Annotated in this window: 17 protein-coding genes; 1 reads left to right on the top strand and 16 read right to left on the bottom strand. The window is 39.6% G+C overall.

The window, feature by feature from the left end; all coding sequences use genetic code 11:
• The first annotated feature begins 139 nt into the window (after window positions 1-139).
• Window positions 140-2,791: a T9SS-dependent M36 family metallopeptidase gene (locus BBI00_RS21965; RefSeq protein WP_065400971.1), complete on the top strand. Its 2,652-nt coding sequence runs from the start codon at window positions 140-142 to the stop codon at window positions 2,789-2,791.
• Window positions 2,792-2,866: 75 nt separating this feature from the next.
• Here BBI00_RS21965 and BBI00_RS21970 read toward each other — a convergent pair whose 3' ends face one another.
• The 16 genes from BBI00_RS21970 to BBI00_RS22045 form a co-directional block, all read right to left on the bottom strand.
• Window positions 2,867-4,039 (bottom strand): DUF2062 domain-containing protein, encoded by a 1,173-nt coding sequence (locus BBI00_RS21970; protein ID WP_065400972.1) that lies wholly within the window; start codon window positions 4,037-4,039, stop codon window positions 2,867-2,869.
• Window positions 4,040-4,043: 4 nt separating this feature from the next.
• Window positions 4,044-4,520: a hypothetical protein gene (locus tag BBI00_RS21975; protein ID WP_065400973.1), complete on the bottom strand. Its 477-nt coding sequence runs from the start codon at window positions 4,518-4,520 to the stop codon at window positions 4,044-4,046.
• A complete protein-coding gene (locus tag BBI00_RS21980; RefSeq protein ID WP_083988617.1) occupies window positions 4,517-4,897 on the bottom strand; it encodes a 3-hydroxyacyl-ACP dehydratase in 381 nt (126 codons plus the stop codon). Before BBI00_RS21980 ends, BBI00_RS21975 begins: the two co-directional genes overlap by 4 nt.
• Before the next feature lie 64 nt (window positions 4,898-4,961).
• Complete coding sequence (locus tag BBI00_RS21985) at window positions 4,962-5,597, bottom strand: hypothetical protein (RefSeq protein ID WP_065400974.1); 636 nt, start codon at window positions 5,595-5,597, stop codon at window positions 4,962-4,964.
• Window positions 5,563-6,189 carry a LolA family protein gene (locus tag BBI00_RS21990; protein WP_065400975.1) on the bottom strand — a complete coding sequence of 209 codons (627 nt, stop codon included), beginning with the start codon at window positions 6,187-6,189 and terminating at the stop codon, window positions 5,563-5,565. The genes BBI00_RS21985 and BBI00_RS21990 overlap by 35 nt, the downstream gene beginning before the upstream one ends.
• Window positions 6,186-6,938, bottom strand: a complete 753-nt coding sequence (locus BBI00_RS21995) for a polysaccharide deacetylase family protein (protein ID WP_065400976.1) — start codon at window positions 6,936-6,938, stop codon at window positions 6,186-6,188. Before BBI00_RS21995 ends, BBI00_RS21990 begins: the two co-directional genes overlap by 4 nt.
• Window positions 6,939-7,161: 223 nt before the next feature.
• Complete coding sequence (locus tag BBI00_RS22000; protein ID WP_065400977.1) at window positions 7,162-8,223, bottom strand: beta-ketoacyl synthase N-terminal-like domain-containing protein; 1,062 nt, start codon at window positions 8,221-8,223, stop codon at window positions 7,162-7,164.
• Window positions 8,220-9,419 (bottom strand): beta-ketoacyl-[acyl-carrier-protein] synthase family protein, encoded by a 1,200-nt coding sequence (locus BBI00_RS22005; RefSeq protein WP_065400978.1) that lies wholly within the window; start codon window positions 9,417-9,419, stop codon window positions 8,220-8,222. Before BBI00_RS22005 ends, BBI00_RS22000 begins: the two co-directional genes overlap by 4 nt.
• Window positions 9,420-9,500: 81 nt before the next feature.
• Complete coding sequence (locus BBI00_RS22010) at window positions 9,501-9,758, bottom strand: phosphopantetheine-binding protein (RefSeq protein ID WP_034692439.1); 258 nt, start codon at window positions 9,756-9,758, stop codon at window positions 9,501-9,503.
• 88 nt (window positions 9,759-9,846) lie between these two features.
• Window positions 9,847-10,389: a 3-oxoacyl-ACP synthase gene (locus BBI00_RS22015; protein WP_228394816.1), complete on the bottom strand. Its 543-nt coding sequence runs from the start codon at window positions 10,387-10,389 to the stop codon at window positions 9,847-9,849.
• Between the two features lie 8 nt (window positions 10,390-10,397).
• Entirely contained in the window at window positions 10,398-11,546 is a 1,149-nt protein-coding gene (locus BBI00_RS22020; RefSeq protein WP_065400979.1) for a beta-ketoacyl synthase N-terminal-like domain-containing protein, read from the bottom strand.
• Entirely contained in the window at window positions 11,543-11,974 is a 432-nt protein-coding gene (locus BBI00_RS22025) for an acyl-CoA thioesterase (RefSeq protein ID WP_065400980.1), read from the bottom strand. The genes BBI00_RS22020 and BBI00_RS22025 overlap by 4 nt, the downstream gene beginning before the upstream one ends.
• Entirely contained in the window at window positions 11,964-13,232 is a 1,269-nt protein-coding gene (locus tag BBI00_RS22030; protein ID WP_065400981.1) for an ABC transporter permease, read from the bottom strand. The genes BBI00_RS22025 and BBI00_RS22030 overlap by 11 nt, the downstream gene beginning before the upstream one ends.
• Window positions 13,219-13,977: an ABC transporter ATP-binding protein gene (locus BBI00_RS22035; RefSeq protein WP_065400982.1), complete on the bottom strand. Its 759-nt coding sequence runs from the start codon at window positions 13,975-13,977 to the stop codon at window positions 13,219-13,221. Before BBI00_RS22035 ends, BBI00_RS22030 begins: the two co-directional genes overlap by 14 nt.
• Window position 13,978: 1 nt before the next feature.
• Entirely contained in the window at window positions 13,979-14,974 is a 996-nt protein-coding gene (locus BBI00_RS22040) for a BtrH N-terminal domain-containing protein (protein ID WP_065400983.1), read from the bottom strand.
• 61 nt (window positions 14,975-15,035) lie between these two features.
• Window positions 15,036-15,440, bottom strand: a complete 405-nt coding sequence (locus BBI00_RS22045) for a hypothetical protein (RefSeq protein ID WP_065400984.1) — start codon at window positions 15,438-15,440, stop codon at window positions 15,036-15,038.
• Window positions 15,441-15,736: the final 296 nt, after the last annotated feature.

Consider the following 15,736-nt stretch of genomic DNA (forward strand, 5'->3'; position numbering starts at 1 on the left):
ATTTTTGATAATTCTCTTTAAACTGGAGTATTTTTTGCCTGATTTGATTTTTTTTAGATTTTTTTTGTGAAAATGTGTAACAATATTAATTGTTTCTCTACTAACTGACAGTTATTAAATTTTGTTAAAAAGTAAATTCATGAAAAAAATTCGACTCAGTGTTAAGCTGTTGTTGTTTTGTTCACTTTTCAGCGTTGGGGTAATCTCAGCTCAGAAATACGAACAAACAATCAAAGACTATGTAAATTCCAGCCAGGGATTTCAAAGAGTGAATCCGGAATTGAAGTCATTTAAGATCATTAATGTAGATGCTTCAAAAAGTTTGAAAGGTGATGTTGTAGGAATACAGCAAACCATTAATGGAATTCCTGTTTTTGGAAGTTCTGCCAATGTTCTGATCAGGGAGGGGAAAGTATTGAGCTTCGCAGATACCTTTATCAAGGCCTATCCTGCAACAGTAACGGGAAAGGAAAATAACAGAAAAGATACATTTGTTGCGGAGGCCGTTCAGAAATTAAACGGGTCTCTTACCGTAAAAAATATTGAAGGAAAAGAAGAGCCCATAACCACAAACCTTGTTTATTTTGCAAAAGGAGGCGAGCTGATACTGGGATATCAGTTCAATACAAAAGAAAAAGAAACAAGCAATGTATGGAGTGTCATTGTGAGCGCAGATAATGGTTCTATCCTGTATCAGGAAAATACAACACTATCCTGCAGTTTCCACTCTGATGCGTATGATCACCATTATTCTTTGGGTGAGTCTTTATCAGAAACAACTGCACTGCCATCTGCATTACCAACTGCTATTGGCGCTTCGGAACTGAAAAAGAATACAAATTTTCTTTTAGCTCCGGACAACGCTTCTTATAACGTATTTGCATTTCCTGTAGAGGCTCCTACTTTTGGAAGCAGAACACTGCTAACCAATCCATGGGATTTAACAGCTTCTCCTGAAGGCTGGCATTCTGACGGAACCAATCATTATACCATAACACGAGGTAATAACGCATTTGCTTATACCGATGAGAATAAGACTGATTTACCCCAGTTTTCTCCTGATGGCGGTGCCAGCAGAACATTTGATTTCCCTTTGGATGTAACAGCACAGCATACGACTTATACTTCTGCTGCGGTGACCAATTTATTCTATACAACCAATAAAATGCATGATGTATTCTATAAATTCGGGTTTACGGAGTCTGCAAGGAACTACCAGACCAATAACTTTGGACATGGTGGAGTAGAGAATGATCCTGTTCTGGCAGAATCCCGAGATGGAAGCGGTCTTAGTAATGCTAATTTCAACCCCGGAGCTGATGGAACCAGCGGAAGAATGCAGATGTTCCTTTTTTCACCTACCGGTAATGTAAGATACCTATACTATAATGCGCCGTCCAATTATACAGCGAGAACACCGGCAGCCACTACAGCCAGTTTCGGACCCCAGCTTATAGGTGGGCCTGCTGTAACAGGTGATCTGGCTCTTTCAACACCGGCGGATGCCTGTACTGCAGTTGCTGCAGGAAGCCTTACAGGAAAAATTGCGGTAGTAAGTGCTGCAGGATGTGGCTTTGCTGTTAAAACAAAAAATCTTCAGAATGCAGGAGCTGTAGGAGTGATCCAATATCACCCAACTCTGAATACCCCTGTCGGAATGGGAGGGGCAGACAATACCATTACCATTCCTACGATTATGGTAGGTTTATCAGAAGGTCAGTTTCTGGTAAATGATCTGAATAACGGGATTGTTGGAAATGCTACACTAAGAACTGATGCAGTCTTTAAAGATGCCAGTTTGGATAACGGAATCATAAGCCATGAATACGGCCATGGAATTTCCAACCGTCTTACCGGAACAGGAAGTAATTGCCTGTCTTTCATTTCATCCAATGAGCAAATGGGTGAAGGGTGGTCTGATTTCTTTGCATTGATGATCACTACCAAACCTGGAGACAATGCTTCTGTTGCCAGGGGAATAGGTACTTTTGCATCAGGCGAGCCAACGACAGGCGGAGGAATCAGACCGGCTAAATACACGCCGGATTTCCTGATCAATAACTATACTTATGGAAGAACCAACGGAATGAAGATTAGTACCAATTCTGTACTAGGTCCTATCACAGTGCCTGATTCTCACAGTATTGGCTTTATCTGGGCTTCAATGCTTTGGGATCTTAACTGGAAATATGTAGAAAAATACGGTTATAACAGTAATGTTTTAGCAGATCCTAACAGTGGTAGCGCAAGAGTATTACAATTGGTAATGGATGCACTGAAATTACAGCCATGTAACCCAAGCTTCATAGACGGAAGAAATGCGATCCTTGCTGCTGATCAGGCCTCTACAAACGGAGAAAATAAATGTATGATCTGGAAAACTTTTGCTAAAAGAGGGTTAGGGGTGAATGCTTCAGCAGGGCAGCTTAATGGTCTTGCATTCGGGGCCAACCAGCCTTTACCGGAAATGAGTGACCAGGTTGAAGACTTTACTGTTCCTGAGGAATGTGGAGTATTGGCTGTAAATGAAGTGAAAAACTCTAAAGGAATCGCCATCTATCCGAATCCTGTAAGAAACGAGTTTACTATACAGACTCCTTCAGATATAAATCTGTCCGGAATTACAACTGTTTCTATCTTTGATTTTACAGGTAAGCTTATATCTAAAGAAAGCATTAACCTTAATAAGCAGAATACGATCAATGCTGAAAAGCTGATCAATGGAGCCTATGTTGTAAAGGTTAACAATAATTCGATCGATTATACACAGAAAATTATTGTTTCTAAATAAAAAGTAAAGATCATGAGTATAAAAATCCCGGGAAATAATACATTTCCCGGGGTTTTCTTTATATAAATCTTTGATTCAGTCGTTTTCCGGACTTAGTTTATTCAGAAACAGAAATGTAGCCACTCCTGAAAGAGCAGATACTGTGGTACTCAAAATAAAACTCCCGATGACATATTGTAGGAGATTGTTCTTGATGAGCTCAAAGTTGAGGTCCTGGCTCAGGATATTACTGTCACCCTGCACAAATGGAGCACCTAAAAATAAAGAGGCGGCAATGATAAAAGGGATGAAAGGTGGAAGACTTACGTTTGATGCAACAAAAGACAGAACTTTATTCAGCTTGAAAAGAACAGACAGGCTGATAACAAGAAGAGTTTGAAAACCCCAGAAAGGAGACAGCCCGATGAAGACTCCCAATGCGATGGAAAATGCTTTTGTACGGTTGCTCCCGTCACTTTCCAGCACATCCTCCTTTATGAACCTTTTAAAGCTTTTTTTTTTGAAATTATTCACAAAGTTTCTCGGAATAATGTATAATAAGGTGATCGTTACCAGGATTGTGTTCAGAATACTGATCCTTGTGAAATCCTTGAAGGGTCTGAAATGTGAAACCCGTTCTGCCGGATCATAAAGTACCTTTATCGGGACATTCTTTACCGGAACGTGCTTCCAAGCAGTTCTTACAATGATCTCAATTTCAAACTCAAATTTTGGAGTAAAGTATTTCTTTGGAATTTTATGCAGAGGATAAAGTCTGTAACCGGATTGGGTATCTTCCAGTCTGATCCCGGTTTCAAACCAGAACCAGAAATTGGAAAACCTGTTCCCGAAACTGCTTTTCTTTGGTATGCCATCCTGAGACATATTTCTGTTTCCGATCAGAAGCATGTCTTCTTTTTCCTGAAGAAGCGCCTCTACAAATACCGGAATATCGTCTGGATAATGTTGTCCGTCAGAATCAATGGTGATGGCATAATCATACCCCATTTCTTTTGCCTTTCTGAAGCCCGTTTTCAGCGCGTTTCCTTTTCCCTGATTCTCAGACAGGGTGATTACCTTGATCAGCGGATATTGGGCGAGAATTTGCGGTGTGGAATCGGTGGAACCGTCGTTGACCACAATAATACTTCCGGTATAATCCAGCACACCGTCAATAACCCTTTTCAGGGTTTTCTCATTATTGTAGGTAGGTATAAGAATGCAGATCTTCTTTTCAGAAATGGCATTCTGTACTTCAGCAAGGGACATGGTTTTATTTTAAAGTAGCTCTTTCGGCTTCTGTAATGGTTTTGGATTGCATAGCAAACCTTTTGATATAGTTTTTTAACGCTGCATTCTGCTTGCTGTAATTGTTCAGCAAAAATGCTTTATCATCTTTCATACTGCCACGGTATCCTACGATTTTCGGAATATTTTCCTGAACGCTTAATCTGATCAGACGAAGCTCCGCATTATTCGGATTGCTTTTGATGATGCTCTCCAGGCTTGTAGCACCTGATTTTACCAATGCTTTCCTGTTGTTCTTAGTAACCTTTGCTTCCATGATCTTTGCTGCTGCTTTGTAACCTGAGGTAACGGCATCGGATCCGGATTGCTTTTCTGCTGCTTCTATGAAACTCTGCGTATTGGCATTAGACTCATTGGCTTTGGCATAGCTGTTTCTCAGTGTTTCTAAATCAGACTGAAAGAAAAAAATAAATGCTGCTACGAAGGATAGAATAAGTTTCATGATGATATTTTTTTATAGCTTACTGACAGTTTCAATGCAATAGTCTCGCCAAAAGAAGTGGTATTTTTTACTTTAACATCTTCTCCGTCTTCATTGATATCAAGCTGAAGCACCAGATCAGGTGTCTCAAAAGGATTGATGATTGCCATGAATTTTACATTTGAAGCTGTTTTTAAAAATAATTTTGAGCCTGTAAATTCTTCAGTAAGTTCTTTGATGATCTGCATCATGCAAACCCCTGGTGTCACAGGATTTCCCGGGAAGTGCCCTTTGAAGATATCGTGGTCTTTGTTCAGGTGGATATGAGCAGTAAACTTTCCGTCTTCTGCCTTTTCGTATGATGTAAGTGTATAAAAATCTGTAAGAATAGTCTGCATATCTTATTTTTTTAAGATTAAAAGTGTAGCAAAAAGTAAGCAATATATTGTTCCCTGTAGGAGATTATTCCGTTTCGGTTATTTGAAATAGTTTTATATTGATCTTAAAATCCTTGTGCTGCAGGTTTAAACTGTCTGCGAAGATAGACTTTTTTGCATCAAAAGTAAAATCGATCTTTTCTTTGCTGTTTTTCGTGTAAATGATCTGTTTCAGCAGGTTGTTTTCTTTGTTGAAAAACAGATAATACCCTTTGTTATCAATTTTGGAAAGATATATTTTTGAGTTTTCATTCTCAAAACTTTCAGTGACGGGATACTGTCTTTTTAAAAGTTGCTGAAAATCATTTTTCAGAAAATTGATGACAATTTTTTTATCCAAATCCGGAAGAACGTAGTTGAGTTTAAAATCATGGTCTGAAACTTCAAAATCAATCAGCTTATTCCCGAAATCGGAGGTTAAAGCCACACGGTGAGTTGTTTCACTTATTTTTTTAATGATCAGAATTCCGCTTACATGATTGGTATAAATATCCATCTGACATTTATAGACATAGTCTTCAGAAGAGGAAAAATAGAGGTTTTCAACTTTTTTTTCTGTTGTTGAAACAGGTTTTGCACCTGTAAGCTGAAAGCTTTTGCATGACACCGCCAGAACCAGGATCAGGCTACAAAGTAAATTCTGACGCAGGAATCGAAGCATTGATTTTGGTGTTTTTGAAAACAATAGTAGTGGTATCTCCGGAAGCTTCTGTCATATTCACCTGGGAAACCGTAGATTGGTTCTTTGGGAAATACAATTCGATCTGTCTGATGTATTTCAATAGCTGAGAAGTCTTCGGAATGAACTTAGCCCCGTTATAATTTCCGTTTTTGAAATAGGTTACCGTAAACTCAGGATCATTGAACATCGTTCCGTTGGAACTTCCCACAATGAGTTTATTGATCTTCTCAAAAGTCTTGCTTTTGGCATCTACAGAAGATTTTTTCCCCTGATCATTGATGTAGATCTTGTTGCTTTTGAAAACAATACTGTACTGGTAAGGCTTGGTATATTTCCAGCTCAGCAGATTAGGCGTCTGTAATGACATTTTTCCGTAGGTAACAATACTCTTATCCAGAAAGTCCATTTTTTTAGTCTGGGTAAAATCGCTCTGTAATGTTTTGATCTCCCGGGTATCCGATGAAACCTTAGCTACGAATGCTTTAGCTTCCGCTCCCGACATGGCGGTATTCTGGGCAGAAAAGAAACCGGAAACCAGTAAAAATGCTCCGAAAGCAATATTTTTAATCATTTTTTCTTTGAATTTGTAATTGAATCAACCGTAAAAGTCGAATACTTTTTATCCTCCAAAAATACTAATAAATCTACCAGCACACGATATGTTTTTTCGGAGGTGTCGTGAAGAAGAATAATGCTCCCTTTTTTCAGGGTTCTGGTAATTCTTTTGTAGATTTTATTTTCGTCGTCAGTGATGGTATCCAGGGAGCGGACGTTCCATCCGATGCTTATCTTACGGGTTCTTTTGATCGCTTTTGCAATATTCGGATTGGTCACCCCGAAAGGAGGCCTGTACAGATCGGTTTTGATATTTCCAACGTTTTTCATCACTTCGTCACAGCTTTCAATCTCTTTGAGCATTGAAGAAGCGGATAAAAAACCTGTTGAGTTAGAATGGGAGAACGTATGATTTCCAATGGTATGGCCTTCATCTATAATCCTCTGAAAAGTTTCCGGGTATTTTTCAATCTGTTTTCCGATACAGAAAAAGGTTGCTTTTATCTGGTGTTCTTTAAGCAGGTCTAAAAACCTCGGTGTGAATTCTGTAGGACCGTCATCAAACGTTAAGGCCACCTCTTTGGTCCTGGTTCGTTTATGAGTAATACTGTTGACAAAATACCCCAGTTCAATGGCAAAAGATCCCCAGACTACGACTGCAGAAAAAGCCACAAAACAAGCCAGGTACACCCAGAAACTTCCATGAAACGCATAGATAAATACGTTACAGAAAAGATAAAATAGTATGAATGAATAGTGTTTCATTGCTGATTACTTTTTTTATTTTGAACTGGTCAGTATAAGTTTCATGGTCGTAATATTTACTGTATACCATTATCAATCCGCAGGAGTCTGGATAAATACAGTTAATTTAACTTATTTTGTTTAGATTCCAGGCTTCACTTCAGAACCTTGTTCGCAGACCTTATCAGTGCTCTGAATGACAAAAAGACGCTGTGATTTGCCTTATTGAGCGAATTTGCAAAGATTAAGCTCTTTCCAATAATACCAGACTATGATCATGACCTGCCAGATGATTGTAAAGAAGTATATTTTTCACTTCTTCTTTTTTCTCAGCGTTGATCATCATCACTTCAGGAATATGCTGTTCTTTGAGGATATGGCAGGCCATAAACGTTGAAAAACCACTGGCTGTATTAAACTCTCCGCTCAGGTGCTTATAGTACAACAACGATGAATCTGAAAACAGATACGTAGCTTTCTTATAATATACATCGGAATCTGCATCTCCGCTGAAACCAAGAATCACAGCATCAATATCCTGTGCAGACAGGTTGTTTTGCGTTAAAAAATCCTGAATAAATCCTGGAGTTTCATTCAGATCCAATTGATTGGTTATCTTAATGTCCGTAAGTTTGGCGTAAGAGCTTTCTGTTTTTTCCTTTCCTACAACAAAGAAACTGGCTCCTTCCCCCCAAATGACCCCTTTTGTATCAGAGTTCAGGTAATTTACAGGAAGATTTTCCTCCTTTTTGATGGTATTATTGAGTTGATAAAGTTCCATGGTCCTGTCTGTCTGCTCATCGGTAGAACCTACAAGAACATTTCCGGCTTCCCCGTCATTGATCTGGAGTTTTGCATCCAGAAAAGAAAACTCAAGCGATGAAGAGGTATTCACATAGGTGAAATTATAAGCATGACATTGCAGCCCCAGTGCAATCTGTCCTGCCACAGTATTATGGGTAGACTGAATAAAGAATGTAGGCGTCAGAAATTCTTCATGATTATCAATCACATTTTTCAGAAACTTTTCAGAATCCTGAGAGCAGCCCATTCCCGTTCCTACAATGATGGCGTCCGGCTTTTCTATTCCGGCTTCCTTCAATGCATTGTGGGAAGCTACGGAGCTCATTTTTACGGTCTTAGACATCCTCCGGATCATGGCCGGCGGAATAAATTCTTTATAATTGGGCTCTATGGCTTTGATGATCTGTACTGAAGTTTCAGGACTGAGATTCTGAAGGATATTTTCGTTTAAAGTATCCTGTACAGAGATACAGGATGCACTGTTGATGTATACTGCACTCATAATTTTGAGAAAATTAAGGTTGAACAGTTCCCTCCGAATCCAAATGAATTGGAAAGGACATGGCTGATATCCTTTTTCTTCAATCCGGTAACAGGCGTGAGGTCAAACTCTGCCATTTTCGTTTTGAAATTCAGGTTCGGGAAAATAAGCCCATGCTGCATGGCCAAAATGGAAAATACAGCTTCAATGCCGGCCGCTGCTGCTAATGTGTGTCCTGTAAATGCCTTTGTAGAGCTGAATTCAGGGACATTGTTTTCTCCGAAAATCCTGATCATGGCAATTCCTTCGGATAAATCATTATTAGGAGTAGCCGTACCATGAACGTTGATATAGTCTATATCTTCCTTTGCCAGACCGGAGATCTTCAAAGCTTGCTGCATGGCTAGAAAAGCGCCCTGTCCGTTTTCTGAGGATGCTGTCTGATGATGGGCATCATTGGCATTTCCATAGCCTGCAAGATAAGCCAGAACAGGTTTGTTTTCCTTTTTTACCACTTCTTCAGATTCAAGAACTAAAAAAGCAGCAGCTTCGCCCAGGTTCAATCCTTTTCTGTCATTATCAAAAGGGGTATTGTAAGAGTCTGTAAGGATCATCAGGGTATTGAATCCGTTCAGGGTAAACTTTGAAAGAGAATCTGTTCCTCCCACAATCACACGGTCAAGAATACCGTTTTTGATCAGTTTGGCTCCCATCATAATTGCATTGGCTGCAGACGAGCAGGCTGTGCTGATGGTAGAAACCATTCCTCTCAATCCCAGATGGGCGGCAATTTCCAAAGAGGAATTACCGGCATCATGAGCGTCAATATATTTTTGCTTTTCAGGAAAGTTTTCGTAGGAATAGAAATATTTTTCAGTAATATCCATTCCTCCCACGCTGGTAGAAGAGATCAGGCCGGTTCTGTACCTGTTGATATCTGAAATTCCGGCACTTTCTACAGCTTCTTTTGCGGCAACCATTCCCAATAGAGATGTTCTCGTCACATTATTGTCTTCAGCAAGCTGAAGCTTTTGCACAAGCTCTTCATTGGTTAGCTTTATTTCACCCGTTTTAATGGCTCCGGCATGGCGGGTTTCAAACATCTGAATATCTGAAATTCCGTGCTTACCGGATTGTAATGAAATAAAATTTTCCTCCACATTGTTTCCGATGGAGGAAATGATGCCCATTCCTGTTATGGCAATTTTCTGACTCATGGTATTCGGTAATCCAACAGGGTGTCAGTCTGGCAATTGATTTATTATCAATATGTTGATACGCCGTTGGATCGTTTAATTTTATTTTGTTCTGTTGTCTTCGATGAATTTAGCCATAGTGTCGATAGACTGGAAGATTTCCTTTCCTTTTTTAGGATCGGCTAATTTTATTCCGTAGTCTTTATCAAGAAGAACGATAAGCTCCAATGCATCGATAGAATCAAGTCCTAATCCACCACCAAATAATGGGTCAGTATCTTTGATCTCTTCTACAGAAACATCTTCAAGATTAAGTACTTCAATAATTTTGTGTTTCAATTCTGTTTTTAAGTTTTCCATAAAAAGTTTTAATTTAACAATGTACCAATCTGACAGTTTGCCAATGTGTTAATGATTTTCATTGTTACATTTCCAGATTGCTCTATTTTTATAAGGTTAGCAAATATACAAAAGCTTTATAATTTTCCTGATATAATTCAACCCAGCCACACAATACTTTATCTGCTTTCCCGGACTGAAGGAGCTGCCCGGAATAATCGTTTAAAAATTTTTCATCAAATTCGTCCAGAACGAAAAAAGCATTTTCCGTCTGCATTTTGTGTCTGATGCTGATTTCCCCTACACAGATATTGGGTAAAGTGTAAACAAACACGGCCGGACTTGGAAAATAATTTTCCTGATCATTGATGCTTTCCTGGTATTTAAAATCAGTATCTAGACTTGATGACCTGTTGGCAAAAACCACTGCTGTCCTGCTGTGATCTTCATTATTCAGAAGGGGCTCTGCTGCAAGAAAGGCCAGTTTACTCAAAGCATCCATCTTGTGGAATTTCGGATAGCTGAGCTCCAAATGTTTATAGGCTTCTTTCGCAAACTCCTGGAAGGTTTCGCTCTGGCTTTCAAAAACAACATTACCGTTGACGGTTATTTTTGAATGTTCTATGGTGCAGGTTTTCGTTTTCTTCATCATGCTCATTTTTAACATTTTTCCAGCACTATTGCCGCATTACACCCTCCAAAACCTGATGCCGTTTTCAAAATATATCTGATGGTGGCAGGCTGATTTTCTTTAATGATATTCAAAGGCTGGGATACGCCGTTTTCCTCAAAGTTCTTTGATGGAATTAAGGTTCCATGAAGTGCACTTTCCATGGAGATAATGCTTTCCAGCAGACCTGAAGCGCCAAGGCAATGTCCGTAATAACCTTTCATACTGTTCAGAGGGACATGTTGCAGCTCCATTCTGTTGAAAGCAATGGCTTCCATTTCGTCATTATATAAAGTAGCCGTTCCGTGGGCTGAGATAAAATCAATCTGTTCCGGAGAAACCTGAGCCTCTGTCATGGCATTTCTGATGCTTCCGTATAAGCCGTCTCCGGTTCTTGAAGGGCCTGAGATATGGTTAGCATCATTGATTGCAGAATCTCCCAGTACCTTGAATCTGAATTTCCCGTTTTGTGAGGTACTTTCTTCAGCAGTCACGTAAACTGCTGCGGCAGCTTCCCCGATATTAATTCCATCCCTGTTTTTATCGTAAGGTTGGCAGGGCCCTGAACCTATAGCCTGGAATGAATTGAATCCTGAGATGACAAATTCAGAAAGCTCATCGCCGGCAATCACAAAGGCATCCTTATATCTTCCTGCCTGGATCATATTCTTGGCAACAGCAATAGCCATAACGCCGGATACACAGGCATTGGAAATCACGATAGGTTTTGTTTTAAATCCGAAAAAATCAGCTGTTTTCTGTGCTAATGCTGAAAGATAAACCCCGTCCGGTAATCCGGTCTGGTTTTTTAACAAGCTGATATTTCCTTTTGTTGTGGAAAGGATTAAAGCTGTGTCTTCTTTTATAGCATGTTTTTCAATCAGCGGTTTTAAGCTTACAAAAAGCATCTTTTCAAGCCTTGTGGTGTTTGGACCGGTATGAGCCCCAAACAAGCTGTTGAATTCCTGATCAAGTTTTTCAGTGCTGATCATAGACGCATAAAAAGGATCCTGATTATCTATGATCTGATGTAAAGCAACTCCTGAATGTCCTTCTAACAGGGCCTTCCAGTTTGTCTCTACATTGAATCCCAGGGGTGTTACACAATTGTAGTCTGTGATGTAGATTTGCTTTTTCATGATAATCCCATTTTATCTTTCCAGGTTTGAAAAAATTCCGGATTGTACAGGCATAAGCTTCCGTTGCTGTCCAGAAATACCTGAATGGTTTCCCCGCTGCACACCAATTGATCTTCTTTGTTGAAAAGCTCGTATTTATAGATAAGCTTGGCTGAAACGGAGTTCACGAAAGTAGTAACGATCCTGAAGGTTTCACCGTACTTTAAAGGAAGAAAATGTTCACAGGTGCTCTTCACGATCGGAGTTACATATCCTGCATTCTGAATATCGAGATAAGTAAGACCATGCTGACGTCCGAAAGCCTCTCTGCCGTCTTCAAAATAAACGATGTAATGGCCATGCCATACAATTCCCAATGGATCTGTTTCATTGAAACGTACTCTTACTTCCTCGGTACAGGTTAATAATATATTTTCGTTAGACTGCATTTTGTTTCTTTTCGTAAAAAATAGAAATGGCTACGGTAGCTATATAAAATAAAAACAGGAATACCAGTTCTTTAGCGATACCTCCAATCCCGCTGTTTCTTAAAATAATATCGTAATAGGCATTCAGTCCCCAGTTCATGGGAGAGAACTTTGCTATGGTCTGCATGAATTCAGGCATTAAGAATACCGGAACCCAGATTCCCCCGATAGCAGCCAAAACCACTACGGAAGTAGCTCCGAATGGTGCCGACTGTTCCTGGGTATCTGCAATAGTCCCCAGCAATACCCCAAATCCGATGGCTGCAAGACCCGCAAATAAAGTTACTGTGATGAGCTGAACCATTTTTCCGGATACGTCAAATGCCGGAAGATCCATATAAGGGAAAAGGTAAATCCCTACGGCTACCATCAGTAAAAACTGAATGATGCAGATGATAAGATAGGTAAATGTTTTTCCTAAAATGTGCACAAAATAAGGGGTAGGGCTGATTCTTGCCCTTACACTGGTACCCTGGCTTTTTTCTTTAACAAGATTAATGGACAACGGCACTACGATGAAGAAGATCGCAAAAAGCGTCCATGCAGGAACATTATGCTGAACGGAATTCGGCATGGTATCCATTTCTCCTTTTTTGGGAGTGATCTCTTTAAAGCTGATCAGGTTTTTATTTTCATCAAGATTTTCTGTTGTCCCCAGCTGATCCTGGAATGCCTTGTAGATCTTTTTATTTTCGATCTCAAAGACCATTTTGTTGACCGAGTTCATCACAGAGTTTTTGAATCCTGCATTGGTAGCCGGGTCAAAGTATAAATGGATCTCCCTGGCTTTTGGAGGCTGTATTTTTGTTTTGGCAGAATCACCTTCCAACCCGAATGAACTGACAATCGTCTGAACTTTGGAATCGATATTGGCATTTAAATCCCTGGTTAAATTTTCGGGAATCACGATGGCCATCTGATAATCTCCGGAAAATACTGCATCCTGGGCTGACTTCTCATTGTAATTGGTCAGCAGCTGGAAGGTCTTGCTGTTTTCCAGCTCTCCTTTTATATTTTTTGAAACCTCAGATTTATCATTATCAATAAAAATGATCGGGATTTTTGATCCTTCAAGATTTTTGAAGGTAGAATCCTGGATCAGGGTAATGGTAACGATCAGAAGCAGCGGCATAACGAAGATGATCACAATTCCGCCGATATCCCTCTTCAGAAGAAGAATTTCTTTAATAAAACTTCTCCACAGTTTATACAACAACATCTCTTAATTCTTTTCCGGTTAATGAAATGAAAACATCTTCAAGGTTTTCCGCATTGGCAATTTGTGCAACAAGCTCTTCGGGAGTTCCTACAGCATGAATTTTTCCATGATCAATGATGGCGATTTTCGTACAGAACTCTTCTGCTTCCGAAAGGTGATGGGAAGTATAAATGATGCAGGTTCCTTGCTTATTCAAATCCAATAAATAGTCTATAATTGCTTTTTTGGACTGTACGTCAACTCCCACAGTTGGCTCATCCAGAAACAGAACTTTAGGATTGTGAAGGGTTCCGGCAATAAGGTTGCAACGGCGCTTCATTCCTCCTGAAAACTGGCCTACCTGCTTGTCGGCAAACTTTGACAATCCCATGATCTCCAGAGATTCGTCGATCGCTTTTTTAAGCCGGTTATGCTTCAGGCCATACAGGCTTCCGAAGAACATTAAGTTCTCCTTTGCCGTAAGCGTAGGATAAAGGGCATATTCCTGTGGAACAATACCGATGATCTGTCTTATCTTAAAGCCATCTTTCTGCGGAGATAAACCATTGATGGTAAACTGCCCCGAAGTAGGCTTTATTAATCCCGAAAGCATAGAGATCAAAGTAGTTTTCCCGGCTCCGTTAGGACCAAGAATCCCATAGATCTCATTTTTTCCGATATTCAAAGAGATATCGTTTACCGAAAAATCTTCAGCGTTTTTGTATTTCTTATATAGATTTTTGATCTCAATCATATTCTCCGCCATATCAGATCGCTTTTCTCAGTTTTTTATAGAAAGCTTCTTCAAGATCTGCAATATGCAGCATCGTTTTTGAAAGTTCGTTATAGATATTGCTCTTGGAATTCCTGTTTTTGTAAACACGGGCTATATCTACGGCAAAATCTCTCCAAAGATCACCAATAGAGGTAATTTCTTTTGACAATTCTTTTAATTCGTCATTTTTAAGGATCACTGATGCTTCCTGAAGAAAGGCACCATAGATAAACCTGAAACCGCCACCGCCTGTTCCGATTTCCTCCTGCATTCTGATCAGCTGTCCCAGATAGTGATTGGTAACTTTTGTTCCTTTTTTTTCAGCCCATTTCGGAATACTCTTCGCTACCCATCGCATTGCTTTTACCCCGATAAGCGGTACCGGAGCCAGCATATTTTTACAGGTATCTTTAATTCCTTTTTTAATGGCTTCTTCCAGATGAATGTGTTCAGGAATATATACAGGATAGTACATATGTCCTTTAGGTGGTAGAGCCCCTTTGGCATATCTTACTTTTTCCAGTTCAGCCTCAGTAAGGGAAGTGGTATAATCCATCACCGGATCACTGATCAGGAATTTTCCGTCTTCTTTTCCATATACTACAAGGTTATGGGCATTGAAGTGGAATTTATATTCTTCAGGAAAATAGGTAAGGTTGAAAACTCCCACCTGAAGTCCTGTAGGGATATTTTGTTCCAGATTTCTTTCGAGGGCTTTCTGCGCCTCCTGAGGATTGGAGAATTTTTCTCTTTTAATTTTAATTCCTAATCTTTTGGCTGCCTTACTGAAGATAGCTCCCGGCATCGGTCGGTAGCTAAAGCCCGGAGCGAAATTCACCTTCAAAAAAGGAAGGTAGACGAAAAACAGTCCGGAGCCGATCCCGAAGATCATAGGTTCACTCAGTTTCAGTCCTTTATTAAGCAGTAGATTAGAAGCAACACCGTTTTCGCAATGCGCAGTCTGATGGTGTTCAAAGTTTAATTTCATTTGCAGCTTTATCTTTTTCACCGGTCAAATGGGTTCAGCATAGCGGGTATGCCTTCTTCATTTATTTTCCGTCGAAGTTCTTCAATTCATCCACTGAAATACCGAATGCATCGGCATATTTTTTCAGTGCAGTTTCGCTTAGTGTTTTAAATACTTTGGGTTTAAAGTGTCTCTTTACCCTCCATTGCCACATTCCTACATAAGAGGCCAGGACCCCCAGGTCCATTTTATTCACTTCCATAAAATAAGCGATAGGGCTTACCTTATTCCGGGCAACGTTTTGTTTCGCTTCCTCAATTCTTTCATGAATGAGTTCCATAGATTCATCCAACGCTGCTTTCTTAGCATCCCAGCCAGTGCTGTTGGCTGTTGTATAGTTGTCGTTTTCGTCCGTTACATACAAAACTTCAGTTATGTTGGCGGATTTCAGATTGCTTTCGTCTTGAGGAAGGTCTTGTTTTTTCATCTAAATAATGTTTAATTTTTTTAGATTCCAGATGAAAAATAGTTCACCTGTTTTGATTTATAATCAGGTGGCTAAAATAGTGAAAATACATTATATGTAAATCATAGGGTATGTGAAGTGGCTATTGCGGTGAGAAAGAGGCTGTATAAAAGATTTATTCAGGGTTTTTGGTTCGGGTACAATATCTTGTTTTATCATTCTGAAAGTCCGGAAAAGTGATGGTGGGATGAAATTTTGTTTTCAATATATTCTTTTAAGGCGAATATTATTTATTGAATTCCTTTTTCCTGTTTAAC

Source organism: Chryseobacterium arthrosphaerae, assembly GCF_001684965.1.
GTDB classification, from domain to species: Bacteria; Bacteroidota; Bacteroidia; order Flavobacteriales; family Weeksellaceae; genus Chryseobacterium; species Chryseobacterium arthrosphaerae.

Bases quoted from the DNA above. Each gene is read 5' to 3' on its own strand.
- BBI00_RS21965 (WP_065400971.1), top strand. From the start codon at position 140: ATGAAAAAAATTCGACTCAGTGTTAAGCTGTTGTTGTTTTGTTCACTT.
- BBI00_RS21970 (WP_065400972.1), bottom strand. From the start codon at position 4,039: ATGTCCCTTGCTGAAGTACAGAATGCCATTTCTGAAAAGAAGATCTGC.
- BBI00_RS21975 (WP_065400973.1), bottom strand. From the start codon at position 4,520: ATGAAACTTATTCTATCCTTCGTAGCAGCATTTATTTTTTTCTTTCAG.
- BBI00_RS21980 (WP_083988617.1), bottom strand. From the start codon at position 4,897: ATGCAGACTATTCTTACAGATTTTTATACACTTACATCATACGAAAAG.
- BBI00_RS21985 (WP_065400974.1), bottom strand. From the start codon at position 5,597: ATGCTTCGATTCCTGCGTCAGAATTTACTTTGTAGCCTGATCCTGGTT.
- BBI00_RS21990 (WP_065400975.1), bottom strand. From the start codon at position 6,189: ATGATTAAAAATATTGCTTTCGGAGCATTTTTACTGGTTTCCGGTTTC.
- BBI00_RS21995 (WP_065400976.1), bottom strand. From the start codon at position 6,938: ATGAAACACTATTCATTCATACTATTTTATCTTTTCTGTAACGTATTT.
- BBI00_RS22000 (WP_065400977.1), bottom strand. From the start codon at position 8,223: ATGAGTGCAGTATACATCAACAGTGCATCCTGTATCTCTGTACAGGAT.
- BBI00_RS22005 (WP_065400978.1), bottom strand. From the start codon at position 9,419: ATGAGTCAGAAAATTGCCATAACAGGAATGGGCATCATTTCCTCCATC.
- BBI00_RS22010 (WP_034692439.1), bottom strand. From the start codon at position 9,758: ATGGAAAACTTAAAAACAGAATTGAAACACAAAATTATTGAAGTACTT.
- BBI00_RS22015 (WP_228394816.1), bottom strand. From the start codon at position 10,389: ATGATGAAGAAAACGAAAACCTGCACCATAGAACATTCAAAAATAACC.
- BBI00_RS22020 (WP_065400979.1), bottom strand. From the start codon at position 11,546: ATGAAAAAGCAAATCTACATCACAGACTACAATTGTGTAACACCCCTG.
- BBI00_RS22025 (WP_065400980.1), bottom strand. From the start codon at position 11,974: ATGCAGTCTAACGAAAATATATTATTAACCTGTACCGAGGAAGTAAGA.
- BBI00_RS22030 (WP_065400981.1), bottom strand. From the start codon at position 13,232: ATGTTGTTGTATAAACTGTGGAGAAGTTTTATTAAAGAAATTCTTCTT.
- BBI00_RS22035 (WP_065400982.1), bottom strand. From the start codon at position 13,977: ATGGCGGAGAATATGATTGAGATCAAAAATCTATATAAGAAATACAAA.
- BBI00_RS22040 (WP_065400983.1), bottom strand. From the start codon at position 14,974: ATGAAATTAAACTTTGAACACCATCAGACTGCGCATTGCGAAAACGGT.
- BBI00_RS22045 (WP_065400984.1), bottom strand. From the start codon at position 15,440: ATGAAAAAACAAGACCTTCCTCAAGACGAAAGCAATCTGAAATCCGCC.